Below are 17,806 nucleotides of genomic sequence, written 5' to 3' on the forward strand. Positions count from 1 at the left end.
ATACCTCCTGCCTTCATTCTCCCGTGTACTGAGGGGGTCTCTTTTCTTTGAAAGCCTGTAAACCTTCGAGGCGATCTTTCGTATGGAGAACCGTTTTGTACGCTTCCTCTTCTTTGTCTAACGCTTGAGCAAGTGGCAAATCAATGCCTTGGTCAACCGCACGTTTCACTGCGCGCACTGCCACAGGACCATTGTTTCGTATTTTCCGTGCAAGATCTAACGCCTTATATTCCACAGAGCTGCTGGCCACGGCGTATTCACATAAACCAAGTTCTGCAGCCTCTTCCCCGGATAGTTTTCGTGCCGTATATATGAGCTCTTTTGCTTTTCCTTTACCTATTAAGCGCGGCAAACGCTGCGTGCCTCCAGCACCAGGTACAATCGCAAGTGCTGTTTCGGTTAACCCGTACTTCCCTTCCTTAGCTGCAATCCGAATATCACATGCCAGAGCCAGTTCTAACCCTCCTCCAAGGGCAGTGCCATTCATACATGCAAGTACTGGCTGGGGAAGGTCCTCTGTTCTTTGAATAGCAGAGCGGACCTTTTCAACCGTTTCATTAGCTTGTTGTGTAGTCATCGTCCGCCGTTCTTTTAAATCAGCTCCAGCTGAAAAAATGCGGTTCCCAGCTCCTTTAATGATAACAACATGCACATCACGCCTTTTCTTAACGACTTCTAAAGCTTCCAACCACTCTTCTAGCAATTGTACGGAAAATGAATTAGCAGCCTCAGGACGATTAAGAGTAAGTCGTATGATATTAGGTTCAAGTTCTTCTAGTAGTACCAGCTTCTGCATTAATCTCCGCCTCCTTTATTCCCCGGCTCTCCACTACGGTAAATGCTTAACGCTCTGCTGGTAAGCGGCCTGCTGACGTGCTGGCTGATTCTTTCCGCCGCTTGTACAAGTTTTTCTTCCTTCACTCCGGTCTGGATGCCCATTTGTTTACACATATACACTACATCTTCCGTAGCTACATTCCCTGCCGCTCCCGGGGCATAAGGGCAGCCACCTAATCCGCCGCACGCTCCGTCAAATGTGGTAATGCCGTGTTGGAGACCTGTTAACGTATTTGCCAAAGCAGTGCCTCTTGTATCATGGAAATGCAGAGCAAGGCTTTCTCTAGGTAACGTTTGCAAAAATGTGGATAGTACATTTTCCACTTGAGTGGGGCCTGCTACACCAATGGTATCCCCTAAAGAGACTTCGCGGCAGCCAAAATCTAATAATTTTTCAGTAACTGCAAGGGCATGAGCAGGAGATATTGTCCCTTCATATGGACAGCCAAACACGGTAGAGACATAACCGCGTACGGATTTACCAGCATGCAACGCTTCATCGATAACTTCTTTTAATACAGGATAGGTCGCTTCTATGGTTTTGTTTATATTTTTACGGTTATGCGTGTCGCTGGCTGACATAAATACAGAAACCTCATCAACATTAGCTTCAAGCGCCCCTTCCAGCCCTTTCATGTTCGGTACAAGCGCCGCATAAGTTACGCCTTTTTTTCGTTTCACCTGTTGAACTACGTCTTTTGCATCGTTTAAGGCTGGAACCCACTTGGGATGAACAAATGAAGTTAATTCAATATATGAAAGCCCGCTATCCACTAACGCATGAATCCATGCCACTTTATCTTCCGTAGACACTATAGCCTTTTCATTTTGAAGTCCGTCTCTAGGTCCGACCTCTACTAACGAGACTTGCTCTGGAACGTCCATTTTTTCCCCCTTACGCTTATTCAATATCCATTAATGGGTCGCCTTCATCTACAAAATCGCCCTCTTGCTTGTGTAATTTTTTCACTGTGCCACCCGCTTCTGCTGTGATTGGAATCTCCATTTTCATCGATTCTAAAATCACAACTTCTTCCCCTGATTTAACACTCTCTCCTTTACCTGCTAGAACTTTACAAATATTTCCGGCCATAGAAGCGTATATGGTTGCCATCGTAATTCCTCCTGCTTTACTGATTTTTGTATAACGTTTTATGTTGAACATCTTGAATAAAGGAAGTAGTCGCCTTGCCTGCTTGAAAGGTCTCATCCTCTAATGCTTTTATTAAAAACGGAATATTTGTTTTAATCCCTTCAACTTCATAAGCTTTTAATGCTTTAACTAGAAGCTGAATAGCTTCTGCTCTTCCATCATGTGTTGCAATTACCTTTGCAAGAAGTGGATCGTAGTAAGGAGTCACTTTTGTTCCTTCCCGAACCCAGCATTCGTGACGAATTCCTGTAAGTTCTGGCTGAAGCCACTTTGTAATCGTCCCAGGAGATGGGAAAAATTTAACCGGGTCTTCTGCATAAATGCGAGCTTCAATGGAAGCTCCTTTCATTCCTATCTCCTTTTGGCTAAGGAGCAACTTCTCTCCAGCTGCAATACGAAGCTGTTCCTCCACAAGATCAACTCCAGTTACTTCTTCGGTGACTGGATGTTCAACTTGTAAGCGCGTATTCATTTCAAGAAAATAAAAAGTCCCATCTGGCTCAACTAAAAATTCAAGTGTGCCAATATTGGTATACCGAAGCGCGGTAGCTGCTTGCACTGCTGTCTCACCCATTTTTTTACGAAGTGATTCTTTCATGGTTGGTGCAGGAGATTCTTCGACCACTTTTTGATGCCGGCGTTGAATTGAACAATCTCTTTCGCCTAGATGGACACAATTCCCATCTTGATCAGCAGCTATTTGTATTTCTATATGGCGAGGGTTTCTTATTGCTTTTTCTATATACATGGTGTCGTTACCAAAGAAGTTCGCTGCTCTTTTTTTATTTCCTGCAAAAGCTTTCCGCAGCTCTTGTTCTGTACTAGCGAGTTCCATACCGATGCCACCGCCCCCGGCAGAAGCTTTCAGCATGACAGGATAGCCAAGCTGCTCTGCTGCTTTTACAGCTTCATCTTCATTTTGATAAGGCAGCGGTAAACCTGGTATAACAGGAATGCCGGCTGCTTCCATAGCTGTTCTCGCCTCAATCTTACTTCCCATCTTCCGGATGATGTGTGGTGAAGGTCCTATAAAGATAATCCCTAATTCGCTGCATTTTTCGGCAAAATATGCATTTTCAGATAATAGACCGTAACCTGGATGGAGAGCTTGAGCTCCAGCTGTCTGAACCACTTCAAGTACCTTCTCTACGTTCAGATAGCTTTCCTGTACTTTCGCAGGACCTAGCAGGTAAGCTTCGTCTGCCATTTGCACGTGTAAAGCGTCAGCATCAGCTTCAGAAAATACAGCTACCGTGCGTATTCCTAACTTGTTACACGTTCTAATAATTCTGCAAGCTACTTCGCCGCGATTTGCAATTAATATTTTCTCAAACATTGCAGACCTCCAATTCTACACATTTTAAACAGATTCTTTAATGGCGGGGTAGAAACTGACTATCCTGCGTTAACAACCAAGCTGTCTAGCAATAACCATCCGCTGAATCTCTGAAGTCCCTTCACCTATTTCCATAAGTTTTGTGTCCCGGAGCATCCGCTCAATTTCATACTCTCTCATATATCCATAGCCGCCATGGATTTGTAAAGCTTCATTGCAAACCCGAGTGGCCATTTCTGAAGCAAATAGTTTGGCAAATGAGGCTTCTTTGGCAAATGGCTTTTCTTCATCTTTCAGCCAGGCAGCCTTTAACACCATATTGCGTGCCAACTCAATCTCCATTGCCATATTGGCTAACTTAAACTGAATGGCTTGAAATTTTGAAATTTGCTGACCAAATTGTTTACGTTCCTTTGAGTACTCAAGGGCTCTGTCAAACGCTGCCTGAGCGATTCCTACTGCAAGGGCTGCGATAGATATTCGTCCACCATCCAGCGTATAAAGAAATTGATTAAACCCTCGCTGTGGATCCCCTAATACATTCTCTTCTGGTATCTGGACATTATCTAACACCAGTTCTGACGTATTTGAACCCCGCACCCCCATTTTTTCGTACGGACTTGTAATGGTGAAACCCGCAACATCAGTAGGCACAATAAATGCTCCGATTCGATTGCGGCCATCTTCTTTTTTTCCAGATACTGCGGTTACAATGACTGTACGAGCATAAGAGGCATTGGTGATCCAGCATTTCTCTCCATTGATACTATATTCTCCGTTGTTATACGTTGCTTTTGTTTGTGTTCCACCTGCATCTGAACCGGCATTAGGTTCCGTCAATCCAAAAGCTCCCAGTGCTTTTCCTTCTGCAAGCGGAACAAGGTACTCTTGCTTTTGTTTCTCCGTCCCAAAATAGTAAATAGGACTAGCGCCCAGCGACACAGCGGCTGCGTAGCTAAGTCCGGTACTACCACAGGCACGGCCAATTTCTTCTACTGCGACTGCGTAAGAAACTGTATCACCGCCAGCACCGCCGTATTTTTCTGGGATTGGGAGCCCTAATAGGCCGAGCTCACCCATTTTTTCAAATGATTCTTCTGGAAAACGAGCTTCCTTGTCTACTTCCTGAGCTTTAGGAGCAATCTCAGCCTGGGCAAAATCTCGCACCATCGTTTTAATCATTTGTTGTTCTTTTGTTAATTCAAAGTTCACTTCATGTCCCCCTCCCTGATTTTAACGATCGTCCACCGGTTCTTTAAGGGCATATAGCAGCCATCAGTTCTCAACAAAAGCACCTGGAACACTTACTTAAACTACCCTTTTAGACCATCCTCAGCGAGGCAGCATACTGAACGACCGCTCAACTCAAAACCCTAATTATGACACGGTTTAACCGTGCCTCCATCATTTCTATAGTCGTTATCTGGGTGCTTTTCATGAAGGTTTTCCTCTCCATATAAAATTTTAGCATGGATCTGGAATATTTGAAACCGCTTTCAAACTAATTATTAACAATTCTATAGTTTTTGTAAAAAACATGTTATCTAGTCCTGTCGAAAAGGGAATGGAATACAGGAAAACTACAAAGAAGCCCAAAATAAAAATAGCACATGCATTTTGGGTAGCTGCTTCTCTCTACCATCATATAACCTGCCGAGAGAGTAGTCTGTCTTATTCAGTGTTTTTTGATGGCACAGAGCAGGAGTTAGCAGCATAAATATAGAAGTTTAAACTTTAAGCCAACAGACGGGTGGTTGTTACATGAAAAATACATGTTCACACGCATAGACCACTATAAGTTGGTAAAAGGGATAAATTTTCTATTATGCGGTGTATATGCCTTCTAGAAGTGGCAGAGTAAGGTCCTCGTTTTCTAACTAGACCCTTATAGCTCACCTTTAACAAAATGGCATGCTATACTTGTAGAAGACCCAGCGTTGGCAAAGGAGGCCGAACGAGATGACCTTTTCAATTATTTTGGGTTTGTGTATTATCATTGCTCTCATATTATGGTTTGTGGGCTATTATTATTTGCTTAAATACTTAACCAGTGTGGAAGAAGCTTGGGAAACGATTGAGGAGCAGTTTAAAAGAAGGCATGATATGACGGATGAATTGCGAGCTGTCATGCAGCCTCACGTAGCCTTAACTAATGACGTCCAGGATAAACTGGACGAAGCGATTGAAGGGATGGTCTCTCCCTTTAATTCAAGAAACGAGCAAATGGATGCAAATGATGAACTAGCCGTATTGCTCCGTGAAGTGATGGAAAGTGCACAAGGACACCCTGAACTTGTCAATGATCCAGATTTCAAGCGTATATTTGCTGAGTTAGATGATTCAGCTTACAAAATCGCAGCAGCGCGCAAAGTATATAACAACACAGTCACTAAATATAATAAAAAAATTCAAACAATGCCCACAAGCTTCGTGGCAAACGTTCATCATTTTACAACACGTGAAGCGGTTAGCACAGCTCTTTAACAGCGACTGCACTTCCTCTTGTTGAAATATGTCATTCATGCGAACAAGGTTGGGCTCTGTGGGGATAGTTTATTTTATCCCTGTCATCTTCAAACGCTCCTCCCTGTTTACAGCTGCATCTACTCATGCAGCTGTTTTTTTATGTTCATCTACTAGTAACTCTTATTGAAGTAAGAGAGAAAAAGAGAGGGCGTCATTTCTTTTACATGTTTTATAAATCTTCCGATGCAGCTAATGCTTTGACCATCTGCTCTGGGTCATTTTTAATAATAATACGATTTAACGCTTCGGCCGGGAGAAACCCTTCGCTTACCATGTGCTGAAGCAATGTGTAAAGAGGGTCATAATAACCATGGCTATTTAAAAGGGCACAAGGCTTACGGTGCTCCCCAATTGCATGCCATGTTAAGATTTCCATAAATTCTTCCAGTGTGCCGATCCCCCCAGGGAGAGCCAAGTAAGCATCTCCTTTTTCATACATAGCTGCTTTGCGTTCATGCATCGTTTCCACTTCTATTAAATGACTTACATTTTTATGTGCAATTTCTCGCTGTAATAACGAAGTAGGAATAATCCCTGTTACTTCTCCCCCTTCTTCTAACGCTGCATCAGCCACCGCCCCCATTAATCCAGCACTTCCTCCTCCATATACGATAGCTAATCCTTCACTAGCTAGGTTACTTCCCAACTGGGAGGCGGCTTCCATATATTGCGGATTAGTTCCCTCTCTGGAGCCACAAAATACAGTAACGTTTTTCATTGATAAATCCCTCATTTCTTTTCTGCGCTATGAATGTGTTTAAAATTTGCTTCTGTAAAAGGGCATTGTTGATTAAAGTGAAAAGGAGCGAGACGCCTGCGGGAAAAGTAGGTCAAGAGAAACCCAATTTAAACGCAGCGCCAAAGATGCTTTCGCACCGCCCTAGCAAAAAAGTTTGGCGACAGCAAACGGAGTGAAGAGGAAGTAGATGATACCCTACTTGTGCATGTGAAGCGAGCAGTCTACAGTGAAAATCAACAACGTTTAATAAAGCCTAACCTTTCTAACAAATTACTTTCAACTCCATATACAATTTTACTTCTAGATGCTTGCTAAATTTTGATTTTTTTAACTTCCCTGCTAAAATAGCTTTGATCCTAAATAATCAAAAAAGGAGAATGTTGATGAGTGAATTTGAGCGTCAATTAGACAATTATGCATCTCTTGCTGTGAAAAAAGGTGTGAATATTCAGCAGGGGCAAACGCTCGTCATTAACGCCCCAATCGAAGCAGCCACCTTCGTCAAACTAGCTGCTAAAAAAGCATATGAAGCAGGTGCGAAGAATGTACATGTTGAGTGGAACGACGACGATCTCACGCGCTTAAAGTACGACCTTGCTCCATTTGAAGCATTCAAAGAATATCCAGAATGGAAAGCACGTGGCTTTGAAGAAATGGCAGAAAACGGTGCTGCATTTATGACAATTAAAGCTACGGACCCTGATTTGTTACAAGGCGTTGATCAAGAACGAGTATCTGTAGCTAATAAAACAGCAGGGCAAGCGATGGAGACGTTCAGAGGTTACATACAATCCGATAGTATCAGCTGGCTTGTTATTTCAGTTCCCTCCGAAGCTTGGGCCAAAAAAGTTTTCTCGCAAGAAGGAGAAAACGCGGTCAACAAGCTTTGGGAGGCCATATTCAAAGCAGTTCGTGCCGACCTCGAAAACCCAGTTACTGCTTGGGATGAGCACGACAAAAAGCTACAGAAAAAAGCTGATTATCTAAACGAAAAGAGGTTTTCCTCTCTTCATTATACAGCGCCAGGGACAGATCTCACTATTCAGCTGCCAAAAGACCATCAATGGGTCGGTGGCGGTGGCCCAAACAAAGAAGGCGTTCATTTTATTGCAAATATGCCGACCGAGGAAGTGTTTACTGTCCCTCACAAAGATGGGGTAGACGGCCATGTCACTAACACAAAGCCACTTAATTATGGCGGGAATCTAATCGACAATTTCACGTTAACATTCGAAAAAGGAAAAGTAATCGATTATGCAGCTGAAACAGGCGAAGAAACACTTAAGAATTTGCTTGATATCGACGATGGTGCTAAACGATTAGGTGAAGTAGCGCTCGTCCCCCACAGTTCCCCTATTTCTCAAACAGAAATCCTCTTTTACAATACACTCTTCGATGAAAATGCATCGAACCATATCGCCTTAGGAAGCGCTTATGCTTTTTGTGTAAAAGACGGGGCAAACCTAAGCAAAGAAGAAAAAGAAGAAATTGGGTTAAATACGAGCTTAACACATGTCGACTTTATGATTGGTTCCGAAAAAATGAATATCGACGGCATCAACCAAAATGGTGAAAAAATAGCTATCTTTCGAAATGGAGAATGGGCGATTTAATTCCCTTCCTCAACTTCAACTGCCCTCTATACATGAAATGCGTCGTGAGGGCAGTTTTTATTAATTAAAGGTATTTACGGTACACTCTCCGACCATCACAGCTAAACAGCGTTTCTTTCTCATTAATGACTGTCGTTAAATGAACAGGTCTGCCCCACAATTCATAGACATAGGGGAGTGTTTTTTCCACGTAGAGAAGGTCGAGTTCAATCCCTTCATAATGATGGCGCAGTTTCAATTCTCCTGCCTTCATATAATCACCATCTACTACAGTAAGATAGGGAAATCCACCATTCAACCGAGAATTCATGAGCTGCCTGCGTATTTCTTCACCATCCTTAGTAACTACTTCATATTGTTGTCCCTTTTTCTCATAAAGGAATAAATCTTCTTTTCGAATTAATGTATTGGTTAAATAATTTCGAATAAAAGAAACATCAGACTCCATATGGCGAACTTCAAATAGTTTATCCAGGCCACTTCCTTTTTTTACACCTCGCTCTTTCATTTCTTCACTAGGGTTATTGTACCTTTTTTCAATATCTTCAAACATGATTAAACCTAAATGGTACGGATTAATAGACCCTTTCTGAGGTTGGGTTACATTGGCGTGAAGAGAAGCAAACTCAATCGATTCATCGGGGGTCAAATCAAGTTCACGCATAATCCGTGCATGCCAGAATGATGCCCAGCCTTCATTCATAATCTTGGTTTCAAGCTGAGGCCAAAAGTAAAGCATTTCCTCCCGAACAATGGTTAGCACATCACGCTGCCACTCTTCCAAGTCTCTACTGTTTTCTTCAATAAATAAAAGCACATCTTTTTCAGGCTCAAGCTCCTTTGTTCCCTTAGAAAATAAAGATTCATCCTCCTCCGAACTGCTCTCATCATTTATATCCCATAAGTCATCGTACGTGTCTTTATTAAGACGATCTCTTCTGATGCCCGGCTTGTTGAACTCCTTTTTACTATCATCTTGTTGTACTGTCCGAAACAAACTAGGATCAATATGTTCTTGAATAGACAGCACAGCATCTAAAAAGGATTCTACTTTCTTTTTCCCATAGGTGTGTTCATATTGAATCAAACGTTCAGACGCTGCACTCATACTTTCTATCATGTCTTCTCTCGTCTGTTGAAAGCGGATATTGTTTTTAAAAAAATCACTATGACCTAAAACGTGGGCAACAATTAGCTTATTTTGAACCAACGTGTTACTATCGAGCAAAAACGCATAGCAAGGATTAGAATTAATCACAAGCTCATAAATTTTACTTAAACCTAAATCATAGTATAATTTCATTTTGTAAAATTGTTTACCAAAGCTCCAATGTGAATACCGAGCCGGCATGCCATAAGCACCAAAAGTATATATCATGTCAGCGGGGCAAACTTCATAGCGCATAGGATAAAAATCCAGACCAAAGTGTTCAGCGAGCTCTGTGATCTCTCCAATCGACCGTTCTAATTCAGCTTTTTCATTGCGATTCAAAGTAGGTTCCCCCTCCCCTTGGTTCCATTTATAATTTATGAGAACAAAACCCATAACATGAACAGAAAAGCGGAGCGGGCTTGCTCAACGGCGCCAAGTTTTTCTAGAACTGTGCAGCGTTGCTCACAACGCGGAGTCAGGACTAGAAAAAACTCGAGCCACTAGCCCGCAAAGCTGGTCACAGAAAAGCGAAAAGCGACGGTCAGGGGCGCCAAACAAAAAACGAGCGCCATCAAAGCCGCTTTTTGGCTTTGATAGGGTACCACTTTTGACCTCAAGCCTCTGGGGGGAGCGAGCTCACTTAACGACGCAGAGCCCTTCTCTCCCACCGAGGAGGAGGTTTAAGCGCTGTAAGCTGCTAACATACAAAATTGGCTATGAAAGGCTGGGCAGGATTAATAGCTACGCCAGGTTTTCGGAGCTGCCCAGCGTTTTTTTAAGCAAGAGGAGAGGTAAAAGAAAATGAAGGAGCGTCTTGACACGCTCAGTGTTGCAAAACTGTTCACAGGTTTTTCGCTCCAGACGGCCGGTTTCAGCAGGCAATGCTTGCACCCCCGGGAAACCCGCCCTATGTGAGCTTACATTTGCAACGCTAATGGACATCTATTCCGTTATCAGTTCAAAATGGACACGTTTTCTGCTATTTTGAATGAAGTAGGAGAACCGATGTCCGTTAAGAGGTATGAAGCAGAGCAGACAATTTTAGCAGGGGAAATTAGCTGCCCGCCTACTGATTAGAGTAACTTATGAGAACAGAAAGAGGGAGAAATATGGTTCTTGTTCAATGTTTGAAATCTATTTACAAACAGGACCCAGATGATATTATAAAATACCCGGACAACATACACTTATTTAAAGAAGGATATCTTTATCCTATCTTTTCCGACGAATTTGGGACATGGTTTGCAACGGATGAGGAAAACCTCCCTCATGTCGTAGCTGAAGGAAGCCCGGATGATCCCGAAGTTGATCCTTGGTTTCGTATGTATTTTAAAAAGGTATAAGCCAAAGATGGAGGTGGTAACAAATGAAAAAATATTATGCCTTGGTAAGCGGCCTCGTCCAAGGGGTCGGTTTTCGTCAATTCACAATGGCTGAAGCTAAGTCACGCAATTTATATGGATGGGTGCGAAATACGAGCGACGGAGATGTGGAACTAGAAGTTGAAGGCCCGGAAGAAACAGTTGAAGACTTTATTGAGGCCGTGCGTAACGGCAGCCCGAGCTCCCAGGTTGAGAATGTAAAAACGACTCCGATTGACCAAGTTGAACATAAGAACAAGTTTGACGTTATTCTTTAACATGATCCCTTCATTTTACAAAAAGGTTGTGAGAAAGGGGAATATCCCTTACTCACAACCTTTTCTGTAGACGTTTTATTCATGTTTGTTTATTTTGCCTTGTAATCAATATCGCGGGCTGCCAATGAATCTACTGCTTCATCTACTAGGGAAACAAGAAATGGAAACTTCATATCATGCAATAAACAGCGTTTTATGTCACGGGTCCCCCTTAATTTTCTTTCCAAACGAGTACCTTTCCCTGAGCGATTGATAAATGTATCGTTAAGTAACAGATATCCTTTTCGCTCTTCTGGAAACCAGCGGTGGCACCGTATCTGCTGCATAAAAGAAGAGGAATCCGAATAAGAAGCCTTCAGATAAGGAAGAAAGCTTTCTAAGGACTGGCTGTCATAAAGCGAAAATTCCCACTTCCGTTCCATCACTTTGTTCCCGTGAACCTTCAAATAAACATAACGCCCTTGGCCATTAACAGGCAAAAATAACACCTGTTCACCGGCAAAAGAAGGAATCAATCGTCTGCTCCCGTTAAATAATACAGGTCCGAAAAAAGGAGCCATTGTACCTACATCTACATAAAGCGGCTGTTGTTCTTTGCTGGGGTGCCAAATAATCATGGCCATGTGTCCATCTCCGGGTCGAAGAAGATGTCCACTAAAGCCAAGTTCCCGTAACAACATGAAGAAATTTGAATTCAGCGTATAACATGTCCCTCCACCATGTAATTTCTTATACCTTCTTAAAAATAAAGAGGGATGGGCAAAAGCTGGGTCAATCCATCTATGTTCATCTCTATGCACCAATTTGGTCAGGTTCTCAAAGGGAAACGTGAAAATATGGCGGCGAATGAGCGTGCGCAAGTATGAAAGTGATGGAGGTTCTTCATTAAGTTGTAGAATCTGTAGATACTCTGTTTTCCAGCTCATAATTGATCCCTTCCAAACGTTAAGGTGTTAATAAGACTCCTGTTCTCTCTTCTAGCACCTTCACTACATCTTCTTTTAGACTGGAAAGCTTTTGTAAAGCTGTTGCTTCACTATCTCCTACTACTCCTACATAAAATTTAATCTTAGGTTCCGTGCCAGAAGGACGGACACAAAACCAATTCTCACCTTCAAGCCAAAACTTTAAGACATTGCTTGGCGGCAGATTTATTTCCTCTTCGCTTTGGTCAGCCAGTTTAATACGCTTAGAAATCGAGTAGTCTTCAAGCATGACTACCTTATGATTCTTTATATCCGTTGGTGGCTGCTTTCGCAGCTTATCCATAATTTCTGTGATTTGTTCCACGCCTTGTTTTCCTTTTAGTGTGACAGAAACAAGACCTTCTTTATAACATTGATAGTGTTGATAAAGAGTTTGTAATCCATCTAGCAAAGACTGTTTATTCATTTTATAAGATAAAGCCATTTCACAAGCGAGGAGAATAGCCTGAACTGCATCTTTGTCTCTAACAAAAGAACCAGCTAAATACCCATAGGATTCTTCATACCCGAAAAGAAATGAATGGGTTTCACCTTCTTCAAATTCTTTCATTTTTTCTGCAATAAACTTGAAGCCTGTCAATGTGTCGATTGTTTTGATATCGAAGGAATCCGCTATTTTACGGCCTAATTCAGACGTTACGATGGTCTTTAGGATTGCACCATTTTTAGGCAAGTTCCCTTGATCAGCTTTTTCAATAAGCAAGTAATTCAAAAGAAGAGCGCCAGTTTCGTTGCCATTCAACAACTGATAAGTACTTTTATCTTCATTGTACACAGCCAGCCCCACTCGGTCCGCATCAGGGTCAGTGGCTACCAATAAGTCAGCACCTACTTCTTTCCCCTTTTTGATCGCTCGTTCAAAAGCCGCAGGCTCCTCCGGGTTCGGCCGGGCAACCGTTGTAAAGTCAGGATCGGGCTGCTCTTGTTCTTCCACCACATACACTTTTGTAAAACCATTCGTTTCCAGTGCACGACGAACAGGAAGATTCGCAGTCCCATGTAACGGAGAAAAAACAACCTTTAACTGATCCCCCTTTTCTATCCCTAAAGAAGGCCGTGGTAAGATCGATTTTAATTGTTCGTTATATGCCTCGTCCACATCCTCTCCCAAAGTAACTAGGAGGTGATTAGCCTTTAATTGCTCAAGGGAGGCCACCGGAATCTTTAATTCATCTTCGACCGCCTCAACACAATTAATCAATGCTGTGGCTGGTCCGGGCGGCAATTGAGCCCCGTCTTCTCCATAAACTTTAAAACCATTATATTCTGGAGGGTTATGGCTTGCTGTTATCATTATTCCTGCGGCTGCCCCGACGTGCCGGACCGCATAAGATAAAACGGGCGTCGGACGAAGCTCGTTAAATAAGTATACAGGGATCCCCCACTGCCCAAGTGTTGCAGCGGCCTCATTTGCAAACTGTTGAGAACGGTGCCGAGGGTCAAAGGCAATGACGACTCCTCTCTCCATCTTCTCTTTCCCCTGTTGTGAAAGATATTGCGCTAAACCATAAGCCCCTTTTCGCACAGTATATCGGTTCATGCGATTAGGTCCGGGACCGATCTCTCCTCTCATTCCTCCAGTTCCAAAGGTAAGAGAAGTATAGAAACAATCTTCTAAACTTTCAGCATGAGCATCGACTGCAGCGAAATCCGCTTCCAATTCAGCATCTTGCTCACAAAAAGCCCACCATTTCTCATACACATCTCTCCATGACATACACTCATCCCCTCTTCCCTCGTAATCATAACTTTTTATCTTACTTTAAAGCCCTATTATAATGATATTGCTGAAATAGGTGTAAGAAACACCGCTGCAGAGGCAGATCTGTCCACATCTCCAAAGCCCCAACTGCGATACGGCGACCTAAAAAACAATATGCATTGGCAGAGCCTGCACAAAACCCCCAGGCCATAAAAAGTGACCATCAGTCTTAAACTACTAACGCATATATAAAGATATGACTAGTCAGTATTACTCGACTGCGTAACAATGGCCACTTTGGCTTTTTTAAAACTTGCTCTATTTTAAAAAGCCGACCTGGACAGGTCAGCTTCTAAACATGTCTATTCTTATTTTAGAAGATAAATCCATAAATTTCATCCATTTGTTTTATATTTCCATTACTTTGTGTCCTCAACCCTCATATTGTTTCTTGGTTTACCTTCATGGGTTCATGTGGTGTGGCTTGGCGGATTTCTTTGTCCAAGATTGTTTTTTCAAATTGGAGACGCTCATCCTCCCACTCTAGTAAATAAGCCATAAATTGCAGCAACTCTTCTTTTTTTCCTTTTAGAGATGGAAGGTCAAACAAAAGCCAACTTGTTCTTCGACTGCAAATATCCAATATGGAGAGAGCCATTTCCTGTTCAACTGCATAAGCAACTTGTCCGACTTCTATTTTAGTCAACCCTTTCGCTACTTCGAGAGCAGCATACCTGTCAATTGCTTGGAACACGTGAACGGCATTTGAGCCATAAAACTTGAGAACAAACGTTGCTTCCTCTTTTGTCAGCCCATACCTTTCACCGGTTGAAACGTTATCCTCAATATACGCTTCAAACTGAGTTGAACCTCCAACTTCCCCACCCGACAATTGGATATCTTTCGTAGGGCATGGGGCATGCAAATTCATTTTATGGGTAACTTGATTTACAACACGTTCCGCCATTTTACGGTAGCCAGTTAATTTTCCGCCAGCAATAGAAAGAAGCCCTGAGCTTGACTCGAATACTTCATCTTTTCGAGAGATCTCTGAAGCTTCTTTCCCTTCTTCATATATTAATGGCCGCAGCCCTGCCCAGGTAGACTCCACATCAGTTGTCTGTATATTAAGATCAGGAAACATCGCGCGGGTGGCATCTACCAAATATTCTACATCCGTTTCCGTTGCCTTTGGGTTAGCCAGCTCCCCATGATAAACCGTCTCTGTAGTACCTACATAGGTTTTTCCATTTCGAGGGATAGCAAAAATCATCCGTCCATCAGGCACATCAAAATAAACTGCTTGTTCTAATGGAAATTGTTTATGTGAAAAAACGAGGTGAACGCCCTTTGTTAAATGAAGCTGTTTCCCTTTATTGGACCCATCTTTTTCCCGTATCTGATCGACCCAGGGACCAGCCGCATTAATTACATGACGCGCAGAAATAGAGTACGTTTCCCCACTTACCTGGTCTTGCACGTAAGCTCCTCTAACTTTCTCGTTTTTATAAATAAGATCTGTTACTTTAGCGTAATTTACTGGGACAGCTCCTAATTGAGCCGCTTTTTTTACTGTTTCAATGGTGAGCCTGGCGTCATCGGTCCGGTATTCAACATAAACGCCGCTTCCTTTTAACCCTTCTGTTCGTATCAGTGATTCTTTTTCTATAGTACGTGCACGGTTTAACATATAGCGGCGCTCCGCTTTTTTTACCTTTGCCAATGTATCGTATACTTTTAAACCCACTGAAGTGGAAGCCCGACTAAAATTTCCGTTTTCCATCAACGGAAGCATCATCCATTCGGGGTTCGTTACATGGGGAGCATTTTCATATACGATCGCTCGTTCACGCCCGACTTCTGCTACAAGCTTCAATTCCAGTTGTTTCAAATACCGAAGACCTCCATGCACCAATTTCGTGGATCGACTGGACGTACCGGCTGCAAAGTCTTGCATTTCTACCAGCCCCGTAGTAAGTCCCCTAGCCGAAGCATCAAGGGCTACACCAGCTCCGGTAATACCTCCTCCAATAACAAGAAGGTCAAGATCATGGTGCTCAAGCGAAGCTAAACGATCTTTACGACTATGTGCTGATAATGGTTCGTTCATAAGAAGCTCCATCCTTTCCTACACTCTAACCTGTTCTCGTTAACTTTCTCCTTCTAACAAAAGTTTCATAGATGCTGTAGTGAATGGCTTAGTAGTGATTGAAGCGAAAATTAACAACCACGTTTAACAGAACCTAATCAAAAAGTGGGCCTCATTAATGATATGTTGAACATCATGCTTAATAGGTTTAAACTCATAGTACTTATTTCCTTTTTATATAGTATTTCTTATTTTTATTAATTCTTTCGACTCCCTATATGATAAAATATAAAACAACAGAAATGAGAAATAAGTTTCAGTTATATGGACTTTACACTAGAAATATCTTAACCAAATGAATGCAGGAGGAAATAAGATGTCATCAACTAACCTATCAGTTGTTGTATGCGATGATTCGCTGTTAATACGAAAAAAAACCACTGCCATGCTTAAAGAGTTAGGATATGAAAACATCCGTGAAGCGACAAATGGCCATGAAGCTGTAGCTCTTTTTAAAGATGAAACACCCGATGTCCTGCTTCTAGACATAGTAATGCCTGACTTGGACGGTCTTCAAGCACTAAAGAAAATAAAAGACTCTTTAAGTAACACATTCGTAATCATGGTTTCCTCAGCAGGAACTCAATCTCACATAAAACAATCGATCCAGCTTGGGGCTTGTGATTTCATTCAAAAACCAATTACTACAGAAGCTCTGCAAAGAGTTTTAGATAAAATCACGAACGAAACAGGTGAAAACTCTCATGTTTAGTCAATATTTCGGCAATTATTTATTAAACCACAGCTATGTCTCTCCGGATGAGTTAGACTATGTCATGAACCTTCAAAAAGATGTGGGTCTTAAATTAGGTGTTCTTTCTATAAACCATGGATATATGTCCGCAACTGAAGTGCAAACTGTCCATGACTTGCAGCGTCAACAGGATAAACAGTTCGGAGAATTAGCTGTGGAAAAAGGATTCTTAACTAGGCAACAATTAACAGAATTGCTGAGTAGTCAAAAATCAGAACACTTACTGTTAGGACAAATGCTTGTCGAAGAAAATATTATGACACTGACTGACTTTTCTCGTGCTGTAGAAAACTATAAACATGAGCATCACCTATCTGATGAAGAATTCTTATCCCTACAGAATAATGATATTGATGTAACCATTGAGAAAATGCTTCTATTACACGAGGTCAACGATAAAGGAACGCTGCAAGATTACCTTTCGCTCTTTGCCAGGAATATGATTCGATTTACAGAGCCGCATATTCGTTTAGAAGCTGGAGAGGAACCTTCACGCCCACAGGAATGGACAGTCATGCAGGAAATAAGTGGGGAAAAACACCTGTATACCGCCTTGCGCATGGATGAGCCTACTTTTTTAAAGTTAGCCTCTCAATATGCAGGTGAATATATCGATGAAGCAGACGAGTTTGCTCAAGCTTCAGTAAGTGAACTCTTAAACCTTCATAATGGCCTGTTTCTCGTCAACATGTCCAACAAAGGGATGGAACTCGAGATCACCCCTCAGAACATCTATTACAATAAAACACTGCATGGGGCGGAATTACATCATACCGTGTCTGTTCATTTCCCATACGGAGAATGCCAACTCATATTTTCAGAAAACCCCCTTCACATTCAAGGATGAGAGGCTTGTCCCATAAGTTAGTTTTCAGCAAAAGTGTTTGGAAGACGTGCGCCATCGGCTTCACTACCTTTGATAGCACCATGACTTCTTAAGCCGCGAGCGGCGGTTAAGCTTCCTCAAGAGCAAAACTGCCACTGCGGGGACTTCATCCTGTCGCTTTGCCGACACGACTAACACTTGTTCGGCTGCTGACTACCGCTCATAGCCTAAACTAACCTTTAGGGACACCTTCTCCTCTTATTAAGTGATTAAGTGCTGCCTTATACGAAAAGCATAACTGAGTATTCCTGACGAACTAACGATGACCTGTACAAAACGTTTATGGTGGTTACAGTTAAGCCCCTCTGTAGATTCTTCAGCTTCTCAGCCATT

The 17,806-nt window shown here is 42.3% G+C and carries 16 protein-coding genes; 6 read left to right on the forward strand and 10 right to left on the reverse strand.

The genetic code is table 11. From position 1 onward, the window contains the following. Positions 1-13 precede the first annotated feature (13 nt). The 5 genes from D469_RS0115030 to D469_RS0115050 form a co-directional block, all read right to left on the reverse strand. Positions 14-796 carry an enoyl-CoA hydratase-related protein gene (locus D469_RS0115030; RefSeq protein ID WP_018924234.1) on the reverse strand — a complete coding sequence of 261 codons (783 nt, stop codon included), beginning with the start codon at positions 794-796 and terminating at the stop codon, positions 14-16. Continuing rightward, the gene (locus D469_RS0115035; protein WP_018924235.1) at positions 796-1,722 is read right to left on the reverse strand and encodes a hydroxymethylglutaryl-CoA lyase; all 927 of its coding nucleotides are present in this window, start codon (positions 1,720-1,722) and stop codon (positions 796-798) included. The genes D469_RS0115030 and D469_RS0115035 overlap by 1 nt, the downstream gene beginning before the upstream one ends. Positions 1,723-1,738: 16 nt before the next feature. Further along, entirely contained in the window at positions 1,739-1,951 is a 213-nt protein-coding gene (locus D469_RS0115040; RefSeq protein WP_018924236.1) for an acetyl-CoA carboxylase biotin carboxyl carrier protein subunit, read from the reverse strand. A 16-nt stretch (positions 1,952-1,967) separates the two neighbouring features. Further along, complete coding sequence (locus D469_RS0115045; protein ID WP_018924237.1) at positions 1,968-3,326, reverse strand: acetyl-CoA carboxylase biotin carboxylase subunit; 1,359 nt, start codon at positions 3,324-3,326, stop codon at positions 1,968-1,970. A gap of 69 nt (positions 3,327-3,395) precedes the next feature. Continuing rightward, positions 3,396-4,538, reverse strand: coding sequence for an acyl-CoA dehydrogenase family protein (locus D469_RS0115050; RefSeq protein WP_018924238.1), 1,143 nt, complete (start codon positions 4,536-4,538; stop codon positions 3,396-3,398). A 747-nt stretch (positions 4,539-5,285) separates the two neighbouring features. Between D469_RS0115050 and D469_RS0115055 the strand changes: the two genes are divergently transcribed. Beyond that, on the forward strand, positions 5,286-5,810 hold the full coding sequence (locus D469_RS0115055; RefSeq protein WP_018924239.1) for a LemA family protein: 525 nt from the start codon (positions 5,286-5,288) through the stop codon (positions 5,808-5,810). 211 nt (positions 5,811-6,021) lie between these two features. Here D469_RS0115055 and D469_RS0115060 read toward each other — a convergent pair whose 3' ends face one another. Beyond that, complete coding sequence (locus D469_RS0115060) at positions 6,022-6,570, reverse strand: LOG family protein (protein WP_018924240.1); 549 nt, start codon at positions 6,568-6,570, stop codon at positions 6,022-6,024. A 404-nt stretch (positions 6,571-6,974) separates the two neighbouring features. On the opposite strand from D469_RS0115060, the gene D469_RS0115065 reads away from it, so the two are divergent. Continuing rightward, positions 6,975-8,204 carry an aminopeptidase gene (locus D469_RS0115065; RefSeq protein WP_018924241.1) on the forward strand — a complete coding sequence of 410 codons (1,230 nt, stop codon included), beginning with the start codon at positions 6,975-6,977 and terminating at the stop codon, positions 8,202-8,204. Positions 8,205-8,268: 64 nt separating this feature from the next. Here D469_RS0115065 and D469_RS0115070 read toward each other — a convergent pair whose 3' ends face one another. Next, positions 8,269-9,696, reverse strand: coding sequence for a SpoVR family protein (locus tag D469_RS0115070; RefSeq protein ID WP_018924242.1), 1,428 nt, complete (start codon positions 9,694-9,696; stop codon positions 8,269-8,271). A 770-nt stretch (positions 9,697-10,466) separates the two neighbouring features. On the opposite strand from D469_RS0115070, the gene D469_RS0115080 reads away from it, so the two are divergent. Together D469_RS0115080 and D469_RS0115085 are read left to right on the forward strand one after the other, a co-directional pair. Continuing rightward, on the forward strand, positions 10,467-10,700 hold the full coding sequence (locus tag D469_RS0115080) for a hypothetical protein (RefSeq protein WP_018924244.1): 234 nt from the start codon (positions 10,467-10,469) through the stop codon (positions 10,698-10,700). A gap of 23 nt (positions 10,701-10,723) precedes the next feature. Next, entirely contained in the window at positions 10,724-10,996 is a 273-nt protein-coding gene (locus D469_RS0115085) for an acylphosphatase (protein WP_018924245.1), read from the forward strand. An 89-nt stretch (positions 10,997-11,085) separates the two neighbouring features. On the opposite strand, the gene D469_RS21305 is transcribed toward D469_RS0115085, so the two are convergent. The 3 genes from D469_RS21305 to D469_RS0115100 form a co-directional block, all read right to left on the reverse strand. After that, positions 11,086-11,922, reverse strand: a complete 837-nt coding sequence (locus D469_RS21305) for an arylamine N-acetyltransferase (protein ID WP_018924246.1) — start codon at positions 11,920-11,922, stop codon at positions 11,086-11,088. 19 nt (positions 11,923-11,941) lie between these two features. Next, on the reverse strand, positions 11,942-13,699 hold the full coding sequence (locus tag D469_RS0115095) for a phospho-sugar mutase (RefSeq protein WP_018924247.1): 1,758 nt from the start codon (positions 13,697-13,699) through the stop codon (positions 11,942-11,944). Between the two features lie 424 nt (positions 13,700-14,123). Beyond that, positions 14,124-15,794, reverse strand: a complete 1,671-nt coding sequence (locus tag D469_RS0115100; RefSeq protein ID WP_040606943.1) for a glycerol-3-phosphate dehydrogenase/oxidase — start codon at positions 15,792-15,794, stop codon at positions 14,124-14,126. A 355-nt stretch (positions 15,795-16,149) separates the two neighbouring features. Between D469_RS0115100 and D469_RS0115105 the strand changes: the two genes are divergently transcribed. After that, entirely contained in the window at positions 16,150-16,545 is a 396-nt protein-coding gene (locus tag D469_RS0115105; RefSeq protein ID WP_018924249.1) for a response regulator, read from the forward strand. Next, positions 16,538-17,434: a chemotaxis protein CheX gene (locus tag D469_RS0115110; RefSeq protein ID WP_018924250.1), complete on the forward strand. Its 897-nt coding sequence runs from the start codon at positions 16,538-16,540 to the stop codon at positions 17,432-17,434. Before D469_RS0115105 ends, D469_RS0115110 begins: the two co-directional genes overlap by 8 nt. The last annotated feature ends 372 nt before the right edge of the window (positions 17,435-17,806 follow it).

Origin of the sequence: Salsuginibacillus kocurii DSM 18087, assembly GCF_000377705.1 — a bacterium.
Taxonomy (GTDB): domain Bacteria; phylum Bacillota; class Bacilli; order Bacillales; family Marinococcaceae; genus Salsuginibacillus; species Salsuginibacillus kocurii.